Source organism: Desulfosporosinus lacus DSM 15449 (genome assembly GCF_900129935.1).
Lineage (GTDB): Bacteria > Bacillota > Desulfitobacteriia > Desulfitobacteriales > Desulfitobacteriaceae > Desulfosporosinus > Desulfosporosinus lacus.
Genome location: NZ_FQXJ01000013.1, coordinates 99729 through 123416, shown reverse-complemented (window position 1 = coordinate 123416; position 23688 = coordinate 99729). Strand labels below are relative to the sequence as shown.

At 40.2% G+C, this 23688-nt stretch carries 22 protein-coding genes; 16 read left to right on the top strand and 6 right to left on the bottom strand.

All coding sequences use genetic code 11. The features are described from left to right. The first annotated feature begins 54 nt into the window (after positions 1-54). The 9 genes from BUB11_RS17155 to BUB11_RS27855 all read left to right on the top strand — a co-directional run bounded on the left by BUB11_RS17155 (position 55) and on the right by BUB11_RS27855 (position 11109). Complete coding sequence (locus tag BUB11_RS17155) at positions 55-1752, top strand: DNA repair helicase XPB (protein ID WP_073030980.1); 1698 nt, start codon at positions 55-57, stop codon at positions 1750-1752. Positions 1753-1767: 15 nt separating this feature from the next. Continuing rightward, positions 1768-3462 carry a helicase-associated domain-containing protein gene (locus BUB11_RS17150; RefSeq protein ID WP_073030979.1) on the top strand — a complete coding sequence of 565 codons (1695 nt, stop codon included), beginning with the start codon at positions 1768-1770 and terminating at the stop codon, positions 3460-3462. A 56-nt stretch (positions 3463-3518) separates the two neighbouring features. Next, a complete protein-coding gene (locus BUB11_RS17145; RefSeq protein WP_073030978.1) occupies positions 3519-3947 on the top strand; it encodes an acyl-CoA thioesterase in 429 nt (142 codons plus the stop codon). Between the two features lie 224 nt (positions 3948-4171). After that, positions 4172-5872 carry a LytS/YhcK type 5TM receptor domain-containing protein gene (locus tag BUB11_RS17140; protein ID WP_073030977.1) on the top strand — a complete coding sequence of 567 codons (1701 nt, stop codon included), beginning with the start codon at positions 4172-4174 and terminating at the stop codon, positions 5870-5872. Between the two features lie 12 nt (positions 5873-5884). Next, positions 5885-6676 (top strand): LytR/AlgR family response regulator transcription factor, encoded by a 792-nt coding sequence (locus tag BUB11_RS17135; protein WP_073030976.1) that lies wholly within the window; start codon positions 5885-5887, stop codon positions 6674-6676. Between the two features lie 197 nt (positions 6677-6873). Beyond that, positions 6874-8535 carry an L-lactate permease gene (locus tag BUB11_RS17130; RefSeq protein WP_073030975.1) on the top strand — a complete coding sequence of 554 codons (1662 nt, stop codon included), beginning with the start codon at positions 6874-6876 and terminating at the stop codon, positions 8533-8535. Positions 8536-8555: 20 nt separating this feature from the next. Next, a complete protein-coding gene (locus BUB11_RS17125) occupies positions 8556-10214 on the top strand; it encodes an L-lactate permease (RefSeq protein ID WP_073030974.1) in 1659 nt (552 codons plus the stop codon). 48 nt (positions 10215-10262) lie between these two features. After that, on the top strand, positions 10263-10610 hold the full coding sequence (locus BUB11_RS17120; protein ID WP_073030973.1) for a cupin domain-containing protein: 348 nt from the start codon (positions 10263-10265) through the stop codon (positions 10608-10610). A 352-nt stretch (positions 10611-10962) separates the two neighbouring features. Then, positions 10963-11109, top strand: coding sequence for a hypothetical protein (locus BUB11_RS27855; protein WP_200797943.1), 147 nt, complete (start codon positions 10963-10965; stop codon positions 11107-11109). A 196-nt stretch (positions 11110-11305) separates the two neighbouring features. Here the strand turns inward: BUB11_RS27855 and BUB11_RS17115 are convergent, their stop codons facing one another. The 4 genes from BUB11_RS17115 to BUB11_RS17100 all read right to left on the bottom strand — a co-directional run bounded on the left by BUB11_RS17115 (position 11306) and on the right by BUB11_RS17100 (position 14997). Then, positions 11306-12223 (bottom strand): ribonuclease Z, encoded by a 918-nt coding sequence (locus BUB11_RS17115; protein ID WP_073030972.1) that lies wholly within the window; start codon positions 12221-12223, stop codon positions 11306-11308. Between the two features lie 74 nt (positions 12224-12297). After that, entirely contained in the window at positions 12298-13422 is a 1125-nt protein-coding gene (locus tag BUB11_RS17110; RefSeq protein ID WP_073030971.1) for an NAD(P)/FAD-dependent oxidoreductase, read from the bottom strand. Between the two features lie 236 nt (positions 13423-13658). Further along, on the bottom strand, positions 13659-13832 hold the full coding sequence (locus BUB11_RS17105; RefSeq protein ID WP_073030970.1) for a CDIF630_02480 family spore surface protein: 174 nt from the start codon (positions 13830-13832) through the stop codon (positions 13659-13661). A 346-nt stretch (positions 13833-14178) separates the two neighbouring features. Continuing rightward, positions 14179-14997, bottom strand: a complete 819-nt coding sequence (locus tag BUB11_RS17100; RefSeq protein WP_073030969.1) for a ParA family protein — start codon at positions 14995-14997, stop codon at positions 14179-14181. A gap of 653 nt (positions 14998-15650) precedes the next feature. Here BUB11_RS17100 and BUB11_RS17095 point away from each other — a divergent pair. Further along, on the top strand, positions 15651-16145 hold the full coding sequence (locus tag BUB11_RS17095; protein ID WP_073030968.1) for a rubrerythrin family protein: 495 nt from the start codon (positions 15651-15653) through the stop codon (positions 16143-16145). Positions 16146-16470: 325 nt separating this feature from the next. Here the strand turns inward: BUB11_RS17095 and BUB11_RS17090 are convergent, their stop codons facing one another. Then, positions 16471-16674 carry a small acid-soluble spore protein Tlp gene (locus BUB11_RS17090; RefSeq protein ID WP_073030967.1) on the bottom strand — a complete coding sequence of 68 codons (204 nt, stop codon included), beginning with the start codon at positions 16672-16674 and terminating at the stop codon, positions 16471-16473. A gap of 91 nt (positions 16675-16765) precedes the next feature. Continuing rightward, complete coding sequence (gene yyaC, locus BUB11_RS17085) at positions 16766-17377, bottom strand: spore protease YyaC (RefSeq protein ID WP_242947584.1); 612 nt, start codon at positions 17375-17377, stop codon at positions 16766-16768. Between the two features lie 221 nt (positions 17378-17598). On the opposite strand from yyaC, the gene spoVB reads away from it, so the two are divergent. The 6 genes from spoVB to acs all read left to right on the top strand — a co-directional run bounded on the left by spoVB (position 17599) and on the right by acs (position 23497). Beyond that, the gene (spoVB, locus tag BUB11_RS17080) at positions 17599-19182 is read left to right on the top strand and encodes a stage V sporulation protein B (protein WP_073030966.1); all 1584 of its coding nucleotides are present in this window, start codon (positions 17599-17601) and stop codon (positions 19180-19182) included. A gap of 136 nt (positions 19183-19318) precedes the next feature. After that, positions 19319-19954, top strand: a complete 636-nt coding sequence (locus BUB11_RS17075) for an HD domain-containing protein (protein ID WP_073030965.1) — start codon at positions 19319-19321, stop codon at positions 19952-19954. Positions 19955-20048: 94 nt separating this feature from the next. Further along, positions 20049-20369, top strand: a complete 321-nt coding sequence (locus BUB11_RS26635; protein ID WP_084110358.1) for a DnaJ family domain-containing protein — start codon at positions 20049-20051, stop codon at positions 20367-20369. A 262-nt stretch (positions 20370-20631) separates the two neighbouring features. Then, a complete protein-coding gene (locus tag BUB11_RS17065; RefSeq protein ID WP_073030964.1) occupies positions 20632-20841 on the top strand; it encodes a hypothetical protein in 210 nt (69 codons plus the stop codon). 29 nt (positions 20842-20870) lie between these two features. Continuing rightward, the gene (locus tag BUB11_RS17060; protein WP_073030963.1) at positions 20871-21077 is read left to right on the top strand and encodes a hypothetical protein; all 207 of its coding nucleotides are present in this window, start codon (positions 20871-20873) and stop codon (positions 21075-21077) included. A gap of 107 nt (positions 21078-21184) precedes the next feature. After that, on the top strand, positions 21185-23497 hold the full coding sequence (gene acs / locus BUB11_RS17055; RefSeq protein WP_073030962.1) for an acetate--CoA ligase: 2313 nt from the start codon (positions 21185-21187) through the stop codon (positions 23495-23497). Positions 23498-23688 lie beyond the last annotated feature (191 nt).

Here is a 23688-nt window from a genome sequence, read left to right as displayed (position 1 = left end):
TGCTCTTTTTTATGCTATAATTATGACGAATTTAATCGGAAGAAGGAGACCCTGATGTCATCTGCAACCAACCCTGTGATCATCCAAAGCGATCGATCGGTTCTGTTGGAAGTACATAATCCTCTATATGAAGAAGCTCGCGATACATTAGCCATCTTTGCAGAATTGGAAAAAAGCCCGGAGTATATCCATACTTACCGGATTACTCCGTTATCGTTATGGAACGCAGCCTCTAGCGGGGTTTCAGTTGCCGATGTATTAAATGGTCTGGAGCGCTACAGTAAATTCCCTCTGCCTGACTCGGTACGTACAGAAATTCAGCAGCTTATGGGTCGCTACGGCTTAGTAAAACTTGTTCGAGAGGATAATAAGCTATTTCTGACTGCGGAGGACCCTTTGATCATCTTGGAAATCGTCCGTCATAAAGAGGTCAAGCCCTTGCTTGGGGACGATGACAGGAATGACGATTCCCAAAGTTCCTCTACCCGTGCAGAGATCAACCCAGAAGCACGCGGGCAATTGAAACAACTCCTGATGAAGCTTTTTTATCCAGTCGAAGACTTAGCGGGTTATATGGCAGGTACCCCTTTGCCGATGGCCTGGCGTACCGACAATTCTGAGAGTGAACCCTTTGCCCTGCGGTCATACCAGCAAGAAGCCGTCGCAACCTTTCATCAGCAAGGTTCGGTGCATGGTGGAAGTGGAGTTTTAGTGTTGCCATGCGGTGCGGGTAAGACTGTCATCGGCATGGGTGTGATGATGGAATTGCAGTGTGAGACTCTGATCTTGACGACAAATACGAGTGCTGTCAAGCAATGGCTGCGCGAATTGACGGATAAAACCACCCTGGATATTTCGCAGATAGGGGAATATACAGGTGGGAAAAAAGAGATCTGCCCGGTCACTGTAGCTACGTACCAAATTCTTACCCATCGCTCTCGTGTTGACGGGAACTTTAGTCACTTTCATGTATTTAATGAAAAGAACTGGGGACTGATTATCTATGATGAGGTGCATCTGTTACCTGCACCAGTCTTTCGTGCCACAGCCGATTTGCAGGCCAAGCGACGCCTAGGTTTGACAGCAACCTTAGTGCGGGAAGATGGCAAGGAGGATGAAGTTTTTACTTTGATAGGTCCTAAGAAAATGGATGTCCCCTGGAAGATCTTAGAATCACAAGGGTGGATTGCCACGGCTGAGTGCATGGAGTGGAGAATCCCAATGAGTAAAGCTCGCCGGATGGACTATGCCTTAGCGGAGGAAAAAGAGAAATTCCGGTTGGCGGCGGAGAATCCTCTCAAGTCGGACAAGGTGTCTGAGTTGATAGAGCGACATCGTGATGATTTAGTGTTGGTGATTGGACAGTATGTCCGGCAGCTGGAAATGCTGGCCTGTGAGCTGGATGCACCCTTAATTACGGGTAAAACTCCGCAACGGGAACGTGACCGTCTCTATGAAGAATTTCGAAGCGGCCGCCTGCGTCGTTTAGTGGTATCTAAAGTGGCCAATTTTGCCATCGATTTACCGGATGCCAATGTAGCCATTCAAGTCTCCGGTACCTTTGGATCCCGGCAGGAAGAGGCGCAAAGGTTAGGCCGAATATTGCGGCCTAAGCAAGGAGAGAGTAAAGCTTATTTCTACAGCTTGGTTACAAAGGATACCAAGGAACAGGAATTTGCTATGCACCGTCAGCTTTTTCTCACCGAACAAGGGTATGCATATAAGATCATGATCGAAGAAAATCTTGAATGAGGAGGATTTTGAACCATGTCTAAAACTCCCAAATGGCGGCCAGTTTTTGGAGAAAAATTGCCTCCTGGTTTTAAGCCGCCTACTCATGAAGAGGATCAGCCTTCAGTAAACAATTCTTCTACGAACGCGGTTTCGAGCAGGCCCTTGGAGCCGAGCAATAAACATAACTCTAAAACAAGCATCAAATCAGCGGCTAAACCTAATGCAGTTCCTCAAAAGAAGCTTAAGCCAGAGTCTTGGCCCGACTATTTTGCCAAGATGGATCCGATGGAGCGAATTCTACTTGCCTTCACGGTCTATAGGCAACCTAAGGACGTGAGTATTGACCAGTTCTACAGTTATAACTATGATAGCTTTCGTTATTTAGACAGGGATCTTTTGGGTCCTGATTATCCTGAAGCGATCAGGATAATCAGCAAATGGAAGAAAGCCGGTCTCATGGTTGAAGGACGTTATTCGAATTTACTTTCTCTTGAAAAAGGCGTAACTGAAGCGTTTTGGCAGTTTATCAATGATCAAGTTTACCCGGAGTTACTTAAGCTCGAGCCCTTGCGATCCTATGCTGCCGACCTGTCAGGTACTTTAGATAACATTTTTAATTTCCTAGTGATGGTTGAGCAAGGCGAAGTTTCGATCACACGTGCTCGTGAGGTCAACAAAAACTCTTTAAAGCGTGTGCTGGCCGCTTTGACTGAGCCTGCCCGGCCTGATAAACTTTTTACTATGGAGAGTTATTTTTTCTGGCTTTTAGGAGTGGTGAATTTTTTTAAATTGATTTCGGCAAAAGGAGATCGGTTAGCGCTGACTGCATTGGGAAGAGAATTAACAGAGCAGATTATAGTAGAAGATTTGCTTTGCCAGATCTTTCCGTTCCACTTGAATACTATTCCTAATAAAGGATTTTTTCTGATGTTGCCGTTATTGGTCAACTGTACTGAATGGACAAGCTGGACTCAAAAGGCGAGTAAGTTGATTCCAGCCGACTTTTCACGTGCCTTGTTTCCAAGGGATAGAGTAATTAGCTTGTTGGACCCAATGCGTTTCCTTGGTTTACTGGATTGGGGCGAATATCAGGAAGATATTTTAGTGAGGCTTACTCCATTGGGACAGTTTATTATCCCTAAATTATTAAAAATGCAAAAGGTAGAAGACTATGTTTCTGAGATCAAGTGTCTCATTGATCAGGTCTATCCAACGACTGGTCCTGATACGGCATATGTCCAACCGAACTTTGAAATATTACTGCCCCGCTCTGCATCTTGGTCGACTCGTTGGCAGCTAAGTCAATTCGCCCTTCTAGAACAGCAGGACCAGATGCTTAAATACCGCTTAGATAAAAATTATCTCATGAACGCTCTGAAACGAGGGGTGCCTGCCTCTGAAGTGCTGGCCTTGCTTACAAAACTAAGCGCATATCCTTTGCCCGAAAACCTTGTCCTCACTCTCCAACAATGGGTTGAGTCCTTTGGTCAAGTCACCTTCGTTCAACTTAGCCTCTTGGAATGCACCACACCGGAACAAGCGGCATCTATCGCTTCGTCTCGTAAATACCGGGAGTATGTGCTCGGATTATACAGTCCCACCGTCGTGATTGTTCGTGATACAGAAAAACTGCGCAAGCTCTTGGAGAAACAGGGCATCTTTCCTCTGCCGGGTGTTCTGGATGGAAAAGGTGTTGCTGAACGTTTAAGGTCTTCTGACGAAGTTTGAGAGTTTGTTTCAAACGCAGAACCAGTTTTTGGAAGAAAGGTGGCCTCTTTGGTAAGATGGATTTGCATGATTTTCCCGTTCATTTGAAAATGTCCATTGCATGGGGTGAAATGGACGCCCAAGGTCATATAAATAACATTAACTACTTTAGATACTTTGAAAATGCACGAATTCAGTATTTTCAAGAAATTGGGCTAATGCAAATGAGAAATATAACTGGTACAGGGACTGTATTGGCTGAGACTACTTGTAAATATCTAAAATCGTTGAGATTTCCGGATCAGATAGTCGTAGGCGCAAGAGTAAAATCGATGAGTCAGTCAAGCTTTGTCATGGAGTATTTAATAGTGAGTGAAAAACTCGGAGAAGTGGCTTTTGGGGAAGGAGTTCTTGTCATGTACAATAATCAGAAATCTGAAACAGAACTAATACCCTTAGTAATTCGAGAGGCAATAAAAAGAATTGAGGATAATCCAGATTTATAAAGAATCTAAAGGCAGTTATCATCTTATGGATAACTGCCTTTAGATTCTTTATGTTTATTCCTGAAACAGAACTATTTAAACCAGAGCGAGACTTCCTCTTCTAAAGGTGTAATTTGGTAAGAGTATTGGCTTGATATTTTATACTATAAGCTATAGGATTGATATTAAATTTTCTTTTTGATTAAATTGATTTAGTGAATTGTTACACAAAGGAGATACAGAAGATGAATTCCAGTCTTTTTAAACAACTAGCGTTTGATACGAGTTTACTAGTCACTATTGCCTATTTATTAAGTTTGACGCCGCTATTTAAAAGAACCATGCGAGGAATGATAAATACACGAGAAAGACTTCTTCTTATTATAATATTTGGAAGTATAGGGATTGTTGGAACGTATATGAGTTTGCCAACAAATGGTGCATTAGCTAATTCCAGAGTTGTAGGCGTAGTAGCTGGAGGACTTTTAGGCGGGCCGGTCATAGGTTTGGGGGCAGGGATCATTGCGGGTGGGCATCGATTGCTCTTAGGAGGAGCAACTGCCTTGAGTTGTGGTATTGCCACGGCCTTAAATGGTTTCTTGGCTGGCATGCTTGCTAAATATTCTTCTAACAAACTATTTAGTTGGAAACAGACTGCATTAATTGGATTTGGATCAGAAATATTAGAGATGGCTATGATTTTGGTAACTCTGCCAGCACCCAATGGTTGGGATATTGTCAAAACGATGGGACCACCAATGATTGTTATGAATGGTATAGGAATTGCGATTTTTTATGGAATTGCCCAAAATTCCATTCTTGAAGAAGAACGAATCGGTGCCCTTCAGGCCCAAAAAGCCTTATATATTGCTAACTTAACGTTGCCCATTTTACGCTTGGGCCTAAATCAAGAGACTGCTAAAAAAGTGTGTGAGATAATTTTTGAACGTGCTGATTTTGCCGCGGTATCTATTACGGGGGATCATTTAGTTTTAGCTCACGTAGGAAAGGGGTCGGACCATCACACCGCTGGCTTAGAGATCCAGACAAGAGCAACTATGGAGTCAATAAGCACAGGTGAAATAAAGGTAGCGTTGAATAGAGAAGAAATCGGTTGCTTAGATAGTACTTGCTGTTTAGGGTCTGCTCTAATTGTACCTTTACATTTCGAGCACACAGTGGTTGGTACACTTAAAATATACAGACAGGGGAAACGGAGTTTAACTAAAGTTGATCGAGAATTTGCAACAGGACTGGGGCAACTTTTTTCGACCCAATTGGAACTTGCTGCCTTGGAAACAAAAGCACGTTTAGTAAGTAAGGCGGAACTAAAAGCACTCCAAGCCCAAATTAATCCTCACTTTCTTTTTAACGCTATTAATACGATTGTGTCCTTTTGCAGAACGAATCCGAATAGGGCTAGGGATCTACTATTAGAATTAGGGGATTTTTTTAGAAAGAATCTCCAAAGTGGTGATCGCTTTGTTTCGTTGCGTGAAGAATGTGATCATATACGTGCCTATTTAGCGATTGAGCAAGCGCGCTTTTCAGATCGGTTAAATGTTATTGAACAAATATCTGAAGAGGTCTTGAATTGGCAACTTCCAGGGTTGACACTTCAACCATTAATAGAAAATGCTATTAAACATGGGATTTATCCTCTAAATTCAGGGGGGCAGGTGATTATTTCTGCAGTAAAGGAGGAAGGATTCCTGATTATTAGAATTGTCGATAATGGAATAGGTATACCTGAAGAAAAACTGAAATTATTGCAATCAGGGGTAACTGTTCCTAGTAAAGGGTTGGGTATTGGTCTTAAAAATATTGAACAAAGATTGAAATATGCATACCATGGGCAGGCGGAATTTGCAATTACTAGTAATTCTGGACAAGGAACTGTGGTAACTTTAAAAATTCCAGAAACGCCTCAGTTGGAAATAGCATAAGGAGTGGAATGGATGAGAGTTGTCGTAGCGGATGATGAACGACCGGCACGGGATGAATTAATTTATTTATTAAGTAAAATGCAAGAAATCGAGATAATTGGAGAAGCCTCAACCAATGAGGAAGTTCTGAAACAAGTAAGTGAATTAAAGCCTGACGTTGTTTTTTTGGATATAGAAATGCCCGATGGTTCTGGCATAGATACGGCAATGAAAATTTCAAGAGATATGGAAATTGCGATAAAGCCAGCCGTCGTTTTTGCCACAGCTTACAATCATTATGCAGTTCAGGCTTTTGATTTAAACGCCACAGATTATTTATTAAAACCATTCAAAGAAGAAAGGTTAGAGGAAACTGTTCAGAGATTAAAAACGCGCCTGGAAAAGCAAAATAATTTACAAGAACAAGAAGATGGACTTATAGCAAACGAATTTATGGATAAGTTAGATCGAATCTACTCAATTCTCCAGCCCAATAATGGAAGGTCTAAACTCAAAGTTGAAGACAATGAGAAGATATATCTGATTCCTTTTGAAGAAATCCTTTATGCAACTATTGAAGAAAGATCGGTTCGGGTCTTTACAGATAAGAGGAACTACTTAACGAACTATACCTTGAACGAACTTGAGAGTGTTTTAGGAGATTCGTTTTTAAGAGTGCATAAAAGTTATATTGCGAACCTGAATAAGGTTGATGCTGTTGTTCCTTGGTTTAATAACACTTTTAATTTGACAATGCAAGATGGCTCGGAAATCCCAGTTAGTAGAACACATGTTAAATCGCTAAGATATCGTTTGAAACTATAGGAATCCTTTCAAACAGGATTTATGGCTTTTCAGTCATGAAATCCTGTTTTTTTTGTCGAATCTTAAAATAATATTAGTAATGTTTTGTACAATCATAATTGAAATTCAAATATATTTTAAAATATTTATCAAAAGGTGGTGTACTAATAGGTTTACACATCTCATGCTGTTATTTGAAATGAAGGGAGAAAAAGCAAATGCCATGGAATCAAAATTATGCTGCACTTAACAATAGCATAGGGCTCACAGCGCTAGTAGTTTCTATTCCGATTTTTTTCTTGTTTTGGGCACTGGCTGTCAAACGAATGAAGGGTTATATTGCAGGGTTAATGACCTTGGCAATAACCTTGATTGACGTAGTACTTGTTTATAAAATGCCTGTCGGAACTGCTCTTTCGGCAAGTGCCTTAGGAATTATTAATGGATTATTTCCAATTGCTTGGATAGTTATTGCCGCTGTTTTTTTGTATAACTTAACCGTTGAATCAGGACACTTTGAAATTATTAAAAGTTCTATTGCCTCGATTTCCGATGATCGCCGGATTCAAGCCTTGCTGGTCGCTTTTTGCTTCGGCGCGTTTTTAGAGGGCGCGGCAGGTTTTGGTGCCCCAGTCGCAATTTCTGGTGCCATTCTTATTGGTTTGGGTTTTGAACCCTTGTATGCTGCAGGATTGTGTTTAATCGCCAATACTGCTCCAGTTGCCTTTGGTGCGATTGGAAGTCCTATTATTGCCGCTGGAGCGGTAACGGGTTTAGGTGACTTTGTTATTTCGCAAGCGGTGGGGCGACAACTGCCATTTCTATCAGTCGTGATTCCGCTCTATCTAATTGTTCTCATGGCAGGCTGGAAAGCCGCCAGAGAAGTGTTGCCTGCGATTCTGGTAACGGGCATATCCTTTGCCGTTGCGCAGTGGTGGTCTTCTAACTATTTGGGCGCTTATCTGCCGGATATTATTTCCTCACTAACTTCTTTAGTGGCTACCACAGTTTTTTTAAGGTTTTGGAAGCCCAAAACAATCTGGCGTTTTCCAAGTGAGAAAAAGGAGAACGAATTTAAACCCACGAAACATACTGCCGGACAGGTCGTTAAAGCTTGGTCTCCATTTGCCATCTTAACGGTCATGGTAGCCATCTGGGGTACTCCGGCATTCAAAAATTGGGTAACCCAAGACTTAAAATGGTTCATCAATATTCCCCATTGGCCAGGTCTTGATGGGTTAGTATATAAAATGGCTCCCATTGTACCAAGTTCTTCGGTTTATGGGGCTTCATACAAATGGGAGTTCTTTTCAGCCGGAGGTACCGCAATTCTTATAACTGCCATGATCTCCATGTTAGTTCTGCGAGTTGCTCCATCAAAAGGTATGGAGGTCTTTGGACGGACATTAAAGCAACTCATGTATCCGATTATTACGATGGGATCTGTACTTGGTTTTGCTTACTTAGCAAATTATTCAGGGCTATCCTTCACACTAGGGCTATTATTTGCTTCAACCGGAAAAGCTTTTCCATTCCTTTCTCCAGTTCTGGGGTGGATGGGCGTATTCCTTACGGGTTCGGATACTTCAGCTAACGCTCTGTTTGGAAAGTTACAGCAAGTTACCGCTGAACAAATCGGGGTTAATCCCGTGCTTACAGTAGCGGCCAACAGCTCAGGTGGCGTTGTTGGGAAAATGATCTCTCCCCAATCGATTGCCGTCGCAGCTGCAGCTACCTCACTTGTCGGGCGGGAATCCGATCTGTTCCGCTTCACAATCAAACATTCCCTCATATTCCTAGTTGTCGTTTGTGTGATGATAACCCTACAAGCTTATGTCTTTCCAGGGATGATACCTACGGTGGCTTCAGCACTTAAATAAATCGCAGAGGAATGAAGAATATGCAGTGGTTACAGAATTATACATCTTTAGGAAATGCTGGTTTAACCGCATTAGTTGTGGCAATTCCGATCTTTTTCCTGTTTTGGGCTCTGGCAATAAAGCGAATGAAAGGGCATGTGGCTGGACTATTGACCTTGCTCATCGCGATTATTGATGTAGTCCTTGTCTATAAAATGCCGGTTGGTATTGCCGTTTCCTCTACAATCTTAGGGGCAGTGAACGGGCTGTTTCCGATTGGTTGGATTATTATTACGGCTGTTTTCCTATATAATCTAACGGTCGAAGCTGGTCAATTTGAAATTATTAAAAGCTCTATTTCCTCTATTTCCAGTGATCGAAGAATGCAAGCGTTGCTGATTGCCTTTGCATTTTCAGCCTTTATGGAAGGGGCAGCAGGTCAGGGCGCTCCGGTGGCAATTGCTGCCGCAATGTTAGTTGGTCTGGGCTTTAATCCATTATGGGCGGCAGTTATTTGTCTCGTGGCGAACGTTCCGCCAGTCCCTTTTGGACCAGTGGGAACGCCAACGATTATGATGTCTTCGGTTACAGGAATTAACGAAAATATTTTAGCAGCAGCAGTTGGGCGTGAGGTTTCAATCATTGCTATGATTATCCCATTTGCAATGCTAATCGTTATGGTTGGCTGGAAAAAGACTGCAGAAGTTTTGCCAGCGGTACTTGTGGCCGGAATTAGCTTTACGATTCCTTTCTACTTGGTAACCAATTACCTTGGACCTACACTGCCGAGTATCGTTGCTCCCATTGTTTGTCTAATTTCTCTGACGGTGTTTCTTCGTTTTTGGAAGCCCAAATCTATTTGGCGTTTCCCAGATGATCCTGATCTTTCAAGTACTTCAGAAATCAGCTATACCGGAGGACAAATCTTCAAAGCCTGGTCTCCCTTTTTAGTGTTGACTCTCATCATGGGCTTTTGGGGTACACCCTTGTTCAAGAATTGGGTTGCTAAAGATCTGCAGTGGTTTGTTAATATTCCGCATTGGCCGGGGCTGGATGGTCTTGTTTATAAGACTGCACCAATTGTATCCGAACCTAGCGTATATGCAGCGAGCTACAAATGGGATTTCTTTGCCGCACCAGGTACGGCGATGTTATTTGCTGCTATTATTTCCATGGTTATTTTAAAAATGAGTCCTCAAACAGGAATTAAAGTCTTTACAAGAACTTTAAAACAACTGGCTTTCTCTTTGTTAACAATTGCTTCGGTTCTTGGCTTGGCTTATTTAGCGAATTACTCAGGTATGTCATATACCTTGGGCTTAGCTTTTGCTTCAACCGGTGCCATTTTCCCTGTCTTTTCTCCAATCCTAGGTTGGTTAGGCGTCTTTCTCACTGGTTCTGTTACTTCTTCAGCTGCCCTATTTGGTAAACTGCAGCAGGTTACAGCGGGACAACTTGGGTTAAATCCTATTCTAACCGTGTCCGCCAGCCTTACAGGAGGAATCATGGGTAAGCTTATTTCTCCACAGTCAATAGCAATTGCCTGTGCTGCGGTAGGGTTAGTAGGGAGAGAAACAGATATTTTTAGACGTACCTTTAAATACTCGGTTATACTTTTAGCTATAGTAATTGTTATGATCTTAATATTTGCCTATGTTATACCTGGAGTTCTACCTGTAGTTACTTCTGCAGTTGGATAAGGAATCAATCTAAAATAGTTGCTTTGGAATTAGAAGGAGGTTAAACATATGAAGGACAGGGTATTTAATTTAGACCAACTGGCACAATTTGATGAGAATGTCCCGCAAAAAGTAGCAGTATATGAATCTGATAAAACATTAGCAGCGATGTGGTGCCTTGAGCCAGGCCAAGAAGTATTTTTACATTCACATCCTAATGCGGACGATGTCTGGATCTGCTTGCAAGGAGAATCTGGTCTTTACTTTGCCGGAGAGGGACAAGAAGTAGAAATTAAAAAAGGAATGGCTATCCTGGCTAAAGCAGGCCAAACTCATGGGATGAGAAACACTGGTAAAGAACGATTTATCTTTGTTGGGGTATGTGGACCCGTTCCTCTTGAAGTTATTAGACTTTAAAATTGAAGAAAATGTGCTCAGGTCCAATAAGTTGACCAGAGCACATTTTTTTATTTTTGCTAATTCGTAGAACTCTTTACAGAGAATACTCTGAGGACCTTTGTTGTTATAGGCTGGACTATTTGAAGTATTAGCTTGTTTTTTGAGTTGACTGGTGCTGTTTCGATCAAACATAAGGCAAGGAATACTAAGGCCGTCGCCGCTAAAACAAAATTTTACAGGGATTACGGAAGTTTCTGTGTTAAATCTAAAAGAAGATTTACTTAATTCATAAAAAATCCCAAACATCTTTCCGTCAATTAAGGAAATACTGTTAAGGTTACAAGTTAAATTTTAAGGAGGTTTAAAATTAATGAGCAATAAAGATGAATCTAGAAGAGAAGTTTTATCAGATAAATTTCCTGAAATGGATCAGCATTTTCAAGAATTAAAGAAACAAGCTTATGAACCAAAAATAGAACGATTAGGGCAAACTAAAAAGGAACAACGAAAAAGTTAGAAACTGGTTAATACGAATTATAAGAGGGTGCTGCTTAACAGCACCCTCTTATAATTCGTATTAAATTTTATGGGCAATAAAAAATACAGTGGATGGCAGAAAGTATTCTCTGGCTAGGGAAGATAATAAATGTCTTAACTAGTCATATTTACCTCAAGTCAACGTGGTATACTCTCGCAATGAAAGGATTTACTTATTAATCCGTATACTTTATAGACTTAATAAGTAAATCACTTCCTGCAAGTGTATTTTTGAAGATTGTTCTCACAGGCTCAATGTATTCCTCTGGCTTTGTCAGTGACGGACTATAATGAGTTAGCCAGAGTTCTTTTACGCTTCCTTGTTTTGCGAGTAATCCGGCTTCAGAAAACATCATATGTTTTTTTTGCTCTGCTTTGCATAAGTCGTCTTCATTGCCGTACATTCCTTCACAAATAAAGAGGTCTGAGTCTTTAATAAACTCTATTAAACCTTTTGTTGGCCTTGTATCAGTACAATAGGAAACCTTAATCCCTTTCCTCGTTTCACCAATAACCATTTCAGGACTTACAGTCTTTCCTTCAAAGGTAATATTCATACCTTTCTGAAGACTGTTCCAGTAGTTTACCGGAATACTCAGTTCCTTAGCGCGTTCTACATCAAATTCGCCCTGTCTTATAAGCTCAATAGAATATGACAAGCAAGGAAGAGTATGATCAACGGGTATACCCTTAATCTCCATTTCAATATGGCTTATGCATGTTTTAGTACTTTCAATGTCTGATAGCTCAATTAATGTCAACTCATAAGGTAATTCAGGTGAAATGACAGTTAAACCCGCAACAACTTTTTTTATGCCCGGAGGCCCCATCAAAGTTAACGGTTCTTTCCTTCCTGCATTGCCTATAGTAAGAAGCAGTCCGGGTAATCCCGCTATATGATCTGCATGATAATGGGTAAATAGAATGGCATCAATAGATTTAAAACCCCATTTAAGCTTCTTCAGCGGGATTTGAGTTCCTTCACCACAATCTATTAGAAGCATTTTTCCGTTATACTTTATCAGAAGGGATGTCAGCCATCTGTTTGGTAGCGGCATCATACCTCCTGTTCCCAATAGACAAACGTTAAGCATAAAAACTCCTCAACCAAAATTCATGAGTTCTATCAGTTAATTTGTTGTACCCTCAGTCCGTGTAGAGAGTGTAATCATTGAATTAAGTCTTTAACCATCTCTGCTAAAGTTAATGACGAGGTTAAGCCAGGAGATTCGATGCCAATCAGATTAATCAACCCCTCAAATCCGCGTTCAACTTCATGACAGACAATAAAATCACGGATGGGATCACCTGGGGCTTGAATTTTAGGTCTTATACCTGCCATATCCGGATGGAAATCTGTAGATTTTAAAAATGGCATGTAGGTATTGACCGCGTTATAAAACTCTTGGGCATGATCTTCATTTACATCGTAATCCAACGTTTCTGTATAGATTGCATTTGGACCAAATCTCAATCGGCCATCCAATGCTTTGGTAGCATGAATGCCTAAACCCTTTAGATCCTTTAATGGAGGCGGATAGATTAGCCGTGACACTAAAGCCGACTTGGTATTTGAAACGGAAAAATATTCCCCCTTACAAGGGTAGATGCGGTAACCAATGTCATCTATGTTAATTCCCAAGAATGAAAAGATTTGATCGGAGTTTAATCCTGCGCAATTGATTAACCAGCGACAATGAATCGATTCAAGTTGGCCTGTGGGATTATGGTAGGTCACATGATATCCATCGCCTTTTGAATCAATTCCAATTACTTCATGATTATAGGCAACGATGGCACCTTGTTCCAGAGCAAGCCATTCAAGTCTTAACATTAACTTGTGTGAATCAATAATCCCCGTTGAGGGAGATAATAGTCCGGCCGTGGCTCTTATATTTGGTTCTAATTTTGTAATTTGATCTTTATCCAATAGTTCCAGATCATTAACCCCGTTCTTGCGACCCTGAGTCAAAACTGATTCTAATGCCGGGATTTCTTCCTCATTGCGAGCAATAATTAATTTTCCGATACGTTTATGTGGTATTTCCCATTCCTGACAAAACTGATATAGTTTTTGGTTACCCTCAACACACAATTTTGCCTTTAGGCTTCCTGTTGGGTAATAAATACCGGCATGGATTACTTCGCTGTTGCGGCTTGAGGTTTCTTGTCCAAATTTACTATGCCGTTCCAGCAAAACTACTGAACCATCATCAAATTGTTTAGATAGCTCTGCGGCAATTGCTAAGCCTACGACCCCGGCTCCTATAATGAGTATTTCAACCTTTTCCACAGTTATCGTACCCTTCATTCTTAATTAATACTAGAATATCAAAACATATTTAGTATTATAGTATTATAAGCTGTATGTCAAGATATTTGTCGAAAATCGAAAAAGTATACCATCCCACATCTAGGATTATATTAAACATCCAATTCAAATAATTATTAGCATCCGAACACACTAAACGAAATGACTCCCGGACAACTATAGTTCGGGAGTCATTTCATTTAGGTATACGTTATTTGTTATGACAAGGAATTTGTATCGACCCATTCTTTGGCACTATTTACGGATTCTTCGCTGGGGATAGGTACATTCGATTGGGGTTTAACACTTTCGATATGCCCCCGCCAAGCGGCCGTGTCATGCTTTTCAATTGGGTTTGCTAAGAACTTATCTTTTGACTTATTTTCTGCCATCACAATACCTCCTTTAAGATTCATTCTTATTATTCCCAATTCTTTGTTCTATATTTTAGAGAGCGTCTTTCCTTTATACGAATTATTGGCATTGCTCCACGCAACGACAGAGTACATCGAACCCATGGCGTCTAGAGCCTAAATTGTTAAGTGTTAAATTTTGAAGAGTGCCCTCTCTCTGCTAGAATTACGACAAACAGACCATGTCAAAATAGTAGCGGAGATTGGCAGAACTTGTCGCAAACTTTAAAGTTCAATGTGTTTTAGATAAAATTCGATGTAAAAAAATTCGGTAAAGGCTTTTAATGCCCTTACCGGATTTTGAATCTGAAATGTTCTGTTTTTCTCATGCGATGGCAAGTACTTCCTTTACAAAAGAAAGGTACTCGGGGGCTTTTTTAATGTCCGGTTCACCGTGGGTCTGGGCTAGTCCATGCCGTATGGCTCGTTTGATTACTGTGTCAAAAACCTTTATGTCTGGGGTCTCTGCAAAACGTTTCCGGAGATCTTGAAGCATCACATGATGAAGGTTAGTATGGTCTTGGACCATCGTAGGCAATATACCTAAAACATTGACCTTTGCACCTTGTTCCTGGATATTCTTGATTAATATTAGTGTGTCGAAGATCCCATCAATGGACAGTCCTTCCGGAAGGACCGGAATGATAATGTCTGTAGACGCTAACAGAGAATTCATTGTGGGTATGTCATTGCTCGGAGAGGTATCAATGAGAATGTAATCGTACCGGGTTCTTATCTGACCTATCGCATTTCTCAAAAGGTATTTAGGAGTAGGGAATTGCTTGGAGTTAAGTTGAGCCATTACTTTTGGACTGAGATCAGAAAGAGAATTGTTTGATAAGTATAGATCCACCCCAAATGCAGTTTGCTTTATGTCTCTCATTTTTACTTCACCAATTAAAACATCATAAATCGTTTTCTTTAAGTTACTTTTTTCGATCCCAAACGAAAGTGCGATATGACCTTGAGCATCCATGTCGATGACAGCTGTCTTATATCCAAGACTAACTAGCCCTACAGCCATGTTTGTGACAGTTGCAGTCTTGCCAACCCCGCCTTTTTGTGAGGCAACAGAAATTATCCGTGCAGTTTTAACATTATTTGTGATATTAGCATTATTAGCAACTTTAGAATGTTTAGCCATATAACAATAACCCCTTTCTCAAATACGTATTGGTTAATTTTACCATATTATTCCAAAGTGGTAAATACTTAACTTTTATAATATGCTTAGTTTTCTGTATTAATGATAGAGACAGAGAAAGTTATCAAAGAAAAGCCCTGTGATCCGAAGGAAAGATCACAGGGTCCATTTTAGTTTTTAAGCTCATATCTTTGTTAATCATATTAATAGGATCTAGATTACCATCGCCAAGCAATCATTCATATATAAAGAAGTCTGTCATCCTGAATTATTGCCTTATTAGCTTTGATTTTTTTTGGTCTCATTGTTTTAAATGTAAAAATTATTGGTTCGAGAGTTTCGTGGGAGCTAAAGTATCCTGATTCATGATGGTTAGTCGTCTTTATAAAATTTGCTACCTATATAATGTTGATCTGAGAAAATCAATCTTTCCTTCTCTTTAGATTAAAAAGATTAATGCTTATCCTAAATCGATGTTTCAAGAATAAAGGGGCTCGCAGTAATTAGTCTATAAAGTTCCTTTGTGGTATATTATATTTATCAATTATAGTTTAATTATTATGCAGTTGAAATATCGTTTCTACATATTAGGCAAGAAATGATGACAGATCCTGCATAATGATTAGATTGAGAACTATATGGGAGGGAACATTATGAATAACAAAAAAACATTAGAGAACTTAATGGAAGCATTTGCTGGGGAATCACAAGCTAATCGGAAATATATCGCTTACTCAAAAAAAGCTGAGGCTGAAGGCAAAAAAAATGCTGCAAAACTTTTCAAGGCAGCTTCAGATGCCGAAACCATTCATGCCCAAAAGCATTTCGAGGTTGCGGGTAAGATCATGTCAACTGTGGAAAACTTAAACGATGCTGTAAATGGAGAGAATCACGAATTTCAAAGCATGTACCCAGAATTTCTAAAAGTGGCTCAAGAAGAGGGAAATCAAGCTGCAGTAAGAACTTTTACATACGCTCTAAAGGCGGAAGAGGTCCATGCAAGACTATATAAAGAAGCACTGGATAACCTGGAACAAGAGGAAGAAGTATTTTACTATCTTTGTCCTATTTGCGGAAACCTTGAGAAGGTTGTTCCTGAAAAATGTTTTATCTGCGGTACTTCGGGAACGAAATTCATAAAGTATTAAAAATTAACTTCTATGTTTAGACCCATCATTTCATTTAGTATCTAAGCTGTTGCAATAATCCTCACCTATTATACTAGGTGGGGATTAATTAATTTTTTATACTAAGATCTATTGATGAAGCTTCTTTATGATGTCAGCAAAGGATATGTGGAGAATAGACCAAGTAGTGGCAGTATTAAGCAAACAGGCGGATTAAAGACAATTGATGAAGAATAATGTGAGTTAACCAGGTATATTTTTAATCGACTTAAATTAAAGCAGCCCTTCCAAAATCGGAAGAAGCTACTTGTTCTTAGAGAAGTTAGATTATGGGTTGTCAACCGGCTTAGCTATTCTTTCCTGCAATGAAACCTTCGATACTTTCTTTGCGTCGATCATTTTTAGCTTCAATAATATGCTTTTTAACTGCCGTGATCTCACCTGCATGCTCATCCAAGTAATCCTCTGCTTCCTTAAGATTAGCTGCAGTGTGGTCGATGTGTTCTTGCAAGTGAGCCTTATAGTCCACCCGATTATCCGTTTTGGACAATTTAATCACTCCTATTCAGTCATTACATCTTTTTTAGGATGACCTAAAACTCGAAATGTTATGCGGGACGGAGAGTATCGGCAATCTATTCTTAGGAGCATTGACTGTGTTTGTTAAGGAGTTGAGTTTCCTTCCGAGAGTCAGGTACTGCCTGCCAAATTAGATGTGTAATATCTGAAGCCAGCTTCATCACTGTATGGAGACGGGTGCACTGGAGAACCTGAAGCTCAAGAAAGCCTCCCATATTAACAATTCCCATGATCGAGATATCTCCCACAGCGGGCAACTCCTTGTTTAAGGCTGCTCCTGGTGTTAAAGGAGAGTTAGACAAGGTGATCTTACCGACTTCGCCCGATTTTCCCAGGCAGGCATCAATCGCAACAACTGTATCAGGATTATGTATGGTCGAAACCCTTTTAAGTTCTTGAATCAGGTTTTGTGCGTGCAGAGGTTCATCCAGTGTCCCCAATACCGAATAACCCAGACGCTTTAAATTTGTACCGACTAGTGGTCCCAGACAGTCACCTGTTGCACGATCCGTGCCGATACAGGTAAAGAGGACCTTTTTCATGTAAGTAAGTTCTTTCAATGTGGCGACGAAGGAGAGTTTATCCCAGTAATTATTGTTAAACGAATTAACAGAGGCTAAGATGCGCCTTGAATTAGTTATAATAATTTCACCCCCATGAATCAGTCCAGTCAATTCCTGCCATGCGTTGCAACTGCATACGTACTTACTTGCGATTCTTTCTTATCAGAGAGGAATCCTAGAGCTGGCTGGCGATAGTGCTTTATAGCATTGTATAGATGAAAATGAAATATATGCCAAGTTTTCTGATAAGTTCTTAAAACGGAGAAGGGGTTTTGAAATGCTCTGAGCTGACATAGACATAGATCAAACATTGTTTAAGAAAGGTTAGCTTCATGAAGAAACAAAGTTTGGTCAAAGGAGCCTTTGTTCTAACGTTAGCCGCTTTTATAACGAAGGTATTGGTCTTCAGTAATTCTATTGTTCTATCCAGAGTTTTAGGTCCCGAGGGAATTGGATTAAAAAAGATGGTCATGCCCTTTATGGGCTTGATGATGACCTTGACGACCATCGGGTTGCCAGTAGCTATTTCGCGCTTAGTGGCGAAAGCAGATGCTCAAGGAAATAGGGGAAAGGTAAAAAAAATACTCGTTATATCCTTGGTCATAACGGGGAGTTTAAGTATCTTCGTTGTATTTCTTTCGATTTTTAGTGGGAAGTATTTATCTAGCTTCTTTTTGACCGATCCGCGGTCTTATTACTCCTTCATGGCTATGATTCCGATTATTCCAATTGGGGCGGTATCAGGAGTACTCAAGGGTTACTTTCGGGGAAGGCAAACTATGAATCCGATCGCCTTTGCGCAGGTGTTTGAGCAAATTGTGCGGGTTGGTTTAACTTATATTTTGGTACAGCGGTTGGTTCTGTTAGGTATTGAATATGCCGCGGCGGGAGCGGTGCTTTGCAGTGTGTTGGGGGAAGCCTGTTCCTTGATTTTCTTTATCATTATGTTCAGAATCTCACATCATAGTAAAATAAAGATTTCACGTCCTAGTTGGTGTCAAGCTTTTCGAGGGAAAAATGTACTGATTGAACTTCTACAGACAGGATTGCCTACAACAGGCAATGGTTTCGTTATTTCAATTACGAGGGCTATACAACCAATTGTGATAACTAAAAGTCTTGCCATGGCAGGCGTTAGCTCCGCCCTGATTACTAAACAATATGGGATGTTGACTGGTTTCGTTATGCCCCTTCTATTTCTCCCTGGTTTTATTAACCAGTCGCTGGGGGCTACTTTAGTTCCGGCTATCAGTGAGGCAAATGCTCAAAACAATCTCCGATTAATCAAACGCAGGTTAAATCAAGCAATTAGGGTTGCCCTAATTGTTGGCGTACCCAGCACTTTATTGCTATATCTGTATGCCCATGAATTAATGACGGCAGTATACCACGCACCGACTGCGGCCCCATTACTAAAATTGATTGCGCCGTTTTTTTTATTGAATTATCTTCAATCTCCACTTCAGTCTGTTTTGGTCGGAATGGGGCAAGCTAAGACCGTGATGTTTAACAATATCCTAGCAAGATGTACTAATGTTGCTCTAATTTACCCCTTGGCCTCTAATCCGTTACTGGGAATCAATGGCGTAATCTTAGCCATTAGCGTTGGTGTCATTTTAGAAACGATTTTACATTACTCTTCCGTTGTAAAATCAATTGGGTACGCGCTGGATATCCCCAATATAATCAAAATTTTAGTAGCAGGAATAACGATGGGATACATCGGAAGAGTGCTTTTTATAAATCTCAATAATTTAGCATCCCAAGGGGGAGCAACATTGATCCTGTTGACAGGAATAGTATTTTCTATATTTATCTATATGTTGCTATTGTTTTTTTTAAAGGTGATTAACGGGAGTGATATTGTAAGAATCCCTTTTGTAGGCAAGATGTTAGGCTTGATTTTTCTAAAGTGATGAAGTAATCAACAAGCAATTAGAACTGTTGACATGTTTGTGATGAAAGTGCGGTTATGGGCTAAGCTGAGTGCATTAATTCAGGAAGTTTGGAAAAGCATAGATACAAAATATTATTTTAATTGGAGCAAGTTATATGCAAACATATATTGAAATTGATGAACATTTGATGAATGATAGAAAACCTTCCAGCTATATTATTGAATTAAGTAAGACCGGATTATTCGAAGTAGAATATCCTTACACGTTACTCGGAGACTTAGTGAGAGTACCCCAATCTCCCAAACATCACCCTGAAGGCAGTGTTTGGAATCACACTTTGTTAGTGCTGGATAATGCTGGGGAAAGGAAACATCTCAGCCAAAATCCTAAGGTGTTCATGTGGTCTGCATTGCTTCATGATTTGGGTAAAGCGCCTGCAACAAAGATTATGAAGGGTAGAATAACCTCTTATGACCATGATAAATTGGGAGAGAGGCTTTCGGTTAAATTTCTCAAGGAGCTTACGGATGATCAAAAATTAATTAATGAAGTTTCCAAAATGGTAAGGTGGCATATGCAAATACTCTTTGTTACAAAAGGATTACCCTTTGCGGATATTCGAAGAATGGCTTCCGAGGTTTCTATTGACGAGGTGGCGCTTCTTGGCTTATGTGACAGGTTAGGAAGAGGAAATATGACCATTGATAAAAAGTTGATTGAGGAAAAAAGCATAATAACTTTTTTGGAAAAATGTAAAGAATATCTAAAATATCAGAAAGAGTCCACTTGAATCAATTAGGTGAACCGAAAGAGACCTGAAACACTTGCTGTTCTTCGTCATATAATACGAAAACAACTATTTTGTAATGTGAGGAGAGAGCAACATGAAGGATACCTTTAGTATTCTCACTGAACGGAGAATTCAGGAGGCTATAGTTAGGGGTGATTTTAAAAACCTTCCTGGGGCAGGGAAACCATTAAAGATTGAGGGTCTTTACTTTTTACCTCGAAAGCTTAGAGCGGCATATATTGTCCTGAAAAGTTCAGGCTATTTGGATCAAACCAACAAAGGGCAGAATGATTTTAAACCTTCTACATTAGCCGATTCAAACTTATCCGATGGGGACATAGCTATTTCGCGACAAGAACTTTCTGAAAAGATCTTTAATCATAACGTCATGATGGATTGCAGACGGAGAAGATAAAAGTACATAATTATTTTAGAGTTTCGAGAATTATAGGAATCGGTAAATGTAAAAAACATGAGTAAAATTGACAGGCAGAGACAGAGGCAAGGGGCCTGTCTTTATTTTAATGTATTGTTAGAAAATAAAAAAAATTGTTGATAGATAGAATGGAATGTGGTAATATATCCATAATAGATTATTTTAAAACAAGGTTTCATAATGCGAAACAAAAGTGTTTTTTGAATTTTATTATCGAATATATTTTAAGGAGGTGTTTAACATGGCTGTTAGTAATGTTGAAAAGCAAAGAGAGCAAGTTTTTACGGGACCGAATCGTCCATCGACAACCTCAGCGGGGTTGTTAAATGAGGAGCTAGGAAGTGCAATTAAGGCAGATCACGCAAAGCTTCAAGCGAATGTTAAGAAAGCTATTGAAGCAATTAATTTATGCTATAATTATGAAACAGGGTTTCACTATATAGAACAATAATTTATTAATACTTAAAAGGGGTGACCGATATGAATTCTGGTTCTGGTGTAAATAAAAAGGAGACGGTTAGACCTTACCATATATCAACAACTGCAGAAGAGCTCTCAAATGAGGGGCATGGAAATGCGGTCAACGCAAATTACACTAATGATTTCAAAGCCAAGGTTATAAAGGAGATCGAAGCAAATAATTTGCGCTACAACTGTGAAACACGGTTTCATTATATGGAACAATAGTTGACTGTTTTAGATTTATGTTGTACGAAAAGCCTAATTAAACTTAAATAACTCTGTCTGTCATGGTGAACTTGGTTGTAAAGAATAGCAAATAGGGGGATTGTTATATGGAAGAGAAACACCGTGAGGGATTAATGGAGGAAAGAAGGCTGTTTTTCCCTCCTGCAGGGTTTAGTTCAAATGCTGTTATTCAAAACCCTGAGATCTACGAACTTGGGCAGGACCGGACAAAGTTTTGGGGTGAACAGGGAAAACGGTTGGACTGGTTTAAGCCGTGGGACGAAGTGCTGGAATGGGAGCATCCTTTTGCAAAATGGTATGCTGGCGGAAAATTAAATGCAGCGTATAATTGCTTAGATCGGCATTTAAATGGGGCACGCCGCAATAAAGCAGCCCTTATATTTGAAGGAGAGCTGGGAGATCGAAGAGTCTTAACCTATCAGGATCTTCATCGAGAGGTATCCCAGTTTGCGAATGTTCTCAAATCTTATGGCGTAGAAAAAGGGGATCGTGTGACAATTTATATGCCCATGATCCCCGAGACTGTGATCGCAATGCTCGCTTGTGCCAGGATTGGCGCACCACACATTGTTGTATTTGGCGGATTCAGCTATGAAGCTTTGAGAGATAGAGTTTTAGATGCTCAGGCAAAGGTTATAGTTACATCAGATGGGAGTTATCGCCGCGGAAATATTATCCCTTTGAAAGAAAATGTGGATCAAGCTCTGCACACTGTAACTTGTGTTGAAAAAGTAATTGTTGTTCAACGGACAGGTCAGCCTGTAGAAATGCAAGAAGAACGGGATGTTTGGTATCACGAGGTTATCAAGAATGTCTCATTAGTCAGCCCAGCCGAACATATGGACGCAGATGATATGCTTTTCATTCTTTACACGAGTGGAACAACAGGTAAGCCTAAAGGTATTGTTCATACTGTTGGAGGTTACATGGTTGGGGTTTCAACAACGCACGAATGGGTTTTTGACCTTAAAGATGAAGATGTTTATTGGTGTACTGCGGATGTTGGCTGGATAACAGGACATAGTTACTTGGTATACGGGCCATTGTCTAATGGTGCAACAATTTTAATGTATGAAGGAGCACCGGATTATCCTGAAAAGGATCGGTATTGGGAGATTATCGAGAAATATAAGGTGACAATTTTATATACTGCGCCCACTGCAATTCGCACGTTTATGAAATGGGGTGAAAGCTATCCGCTGGGTAAGGATCTTTCAAGTTTACGGCTTCTAGGTTCGGTCGGAGAACCAATTAACCCAGATGCTTGGATGTGGTACTACAAACACATTGGGGAAGAACGTTGCCCTATAGTAGATACCTGGTGGCAAACGGAGACAGGTATGATAATGATGACACCAGTACCGGGGATTACTCCTCTTAAGGCAGGATCATGCACGATTCCATTCCCCGGTGTCCATATAGATATAGTCGATGCATTGGGTAACCCGGTACCTAAAGGTGAGAGCGGTTATTTAGTAGTTCGTGGCCCTTGGCCAGCGATGCTGAAAACGGTCTATGGCGATGACAAACGCTATGAGGACACATATTGGAGACAGTTTGAGGGTGTGTATTTTACAGGGGACGAAGCAAAATGGGATGATGATGGTTATTTTTGGGTGATTGGTCGAGTCGATGATGTTATAAATGTTTCAGGGCATCGGATCGGGACGGCAGAAGTAGAAAGTGCTTTGGTTGATCATCCCTTGGTGGCTGAAGCAGCCTGCGTGGGTAGAACCCACGAAGTAAAGGGGCAAGCGGTTTTTGCCTTTGTCAGTTTAAAAGAAGGAATAGTAATCCATGACGACCTAATTGCTGAATTAAAAGCGCATGTTGTTCTGAAAATTGGAGCCCTTGCAAGACCTGATGATATTTTTCTTACAGACGAATTACCTAAGACCCGTAGTGGGAAAATCATGAGACGTCTTCTGAAGGATATAGCCGAGGGTCGGGCCATGGGGGATACCAGCACTCTAGCAGATGTTGCGGTCATTGATTTTTTGAAAAAGAGTATTAATTTTGAAAAAGCCTCAGCACCACAGAATGTTGCGATACCAATAGGGAGAAATAAGATCTCAATTCCTGACACTGCTACGTTTAATCGCTGTAAGGATGAGTCCTATGAAGGGTACAGTTATACAGTATGGTACGCTACACCCGCTAAGGATGGATCACGTCATCCAGTTACCCATTTTTACTGCTTTCAGTGGATAGAAAGGTTGAACTCCATCTCCGAAGTTGTCACGGCCATCACAAATATTATGTTAAACATTAAGGATGCTTTTGAGGCAATATTCGCAGACGGGACACCAGATTTTAGCCATGCTGTAATTAATGAAGGAAATATTACGGATGATTTAGCAGAGGAAGGTCAAATCTGCTTTTGTGGTTCAGAAGGCTAGGAGAACAACTATTGTTCTATGGGTACACCCTTGGGAATTATTTATTCTCGGGGGTTTTTGTTTAGTTAATTATCTCGTCTTATTCTTGAAAAACAGGCAACCATAGAAAAAGGGATTTGTCCATGCTTCATTGAATATTATCATATAAACAAACAAACAAAAAATAATTTAATGATATTAATTTAATTGTA

Coding starts and splice junctions, on each gene's coding strand:
- BUB11_RS17155 (WP_073030980.1), top strand. CDS start 55: ATGTCATCTGCAACCAACCCTGTGATCATCCAAAGCGATCGATCGGTT.
- BUB11_RS17150 (WP_073030979.1), top strand. CDS start 1,768: ATGTCTAAAACTCCCAAATGGCGGCCAGTTTTTGGAGAAAAATTGCCT.
- BUB11_RS17145 (WP_073030978.1), top strand. CDS start 3,519: ATGGATTTGCATGATTTTCCCGTTCATTTGAAAATGTCCATTGCATGG.
- BUB11_RS17140 (WP_073030977.1), top strand. CDS start 4,172: ATGAATTCCAGTCTTTTTAAACAACTAGCGTTTGATACGAGTTTACTA.
- BUB11_RS17135 (WP_073030976.1), top strand. CDS start 5,885: ATGAGAGTTGTCGTAGCGGATGATGAACGACCGGCACGGGATGAATTA.
- BUB11_RS17130 (WP_073030975.1), top strand. CDS start 6,874: ATGCCATGGAATCAAAATTATGCTGCACTTAACAATAGCATAGGGCTC.
- BUB11_RS17125 (WP_073030974.1), top strand. CDS start 8,556: ATGCAGTGGTTACAGAATTATACATCTTTAGGAAATGCTGGTTTAACC.
- BUB11_RS17120 (WP_073030973.1), top strand. CDS start 10,263: ATGAAGGACAGGGTATTTAATTTAGACCAACTGGCACAATTTGATGAG.
- BUB11_RS27855 (WP_200797943.1), top strand. CDS start 10,963: ATGAGCAATAAAGATGAATCTAGAAGAGAAGTTTTATCAGATAAATTT.
- BUB11_RS17115 (WP_073030972.1), bottom strand. CDS start 12,223: ATGCTTAACGTTTGTCTATTGGGAACAGGAGGTATGATGCCGCTACCA.
- BUB11_RS17105 (WP_073030970.1), bottom strand. CDS start 13,832: ATGGCAGAAAATAAGTCAAAAGATAAGTTCTTAGCAAACCCAATTGAA.
- BUB11_RS17100 (WP_073030969.1), bottom strand. CDS start 14,997: ATGGCTAAACATTCTAAAGTTGCTAATAATGCTAATATCACAAATAAT.
- BUB11_RS17095 (WP_073030968.1), top strand. CDS start 15,651: ATGAATAACAAAAAAACATTAGAGAACTTAATGGAAGCATTTGCTGGG.
- spoVB (WP_073030966.1), top strand. CDS start 17,599: ATGAAGAAACAAAGTTTGGTCAAAGGAGCCTTTGTTCTAACGTTAGCC.
- BUB11_RS17075 (WP_073030965.1), top strand. CDS start 19,319: ATGCAAACATATATTGAAATTGATGAACATTTGATGAATGATAGAAAA.
- BUB11_RS26635 (WP_084110358.1), top strand. CDS start 20,049: ATGAAGGATACCTTTAGTATTCTCACTGAACGGAGAATTCAGGAGGCT.
- BUB11_RS17065 (WP_073030964.1), top strand. CDS start 20,632: ATGGCTGTTAGTAATGTTGAAAAGCAAAGAGAGCAAGTTTTTACGGGA.
- BUB11_RS17060 (WP_073030963.1), top strand. CDS start 20,871: ATGAATTCTGGTTCTGGTGTAAATAAAAAGGAGACGGTTAGACCTTAC.
- acs (WP_073030962.1), top strand. CDS start 21,185: ATGGAAGAGAAACACCGTGAGGGATTAATGGAGGAAAGAAGGCTGTTT.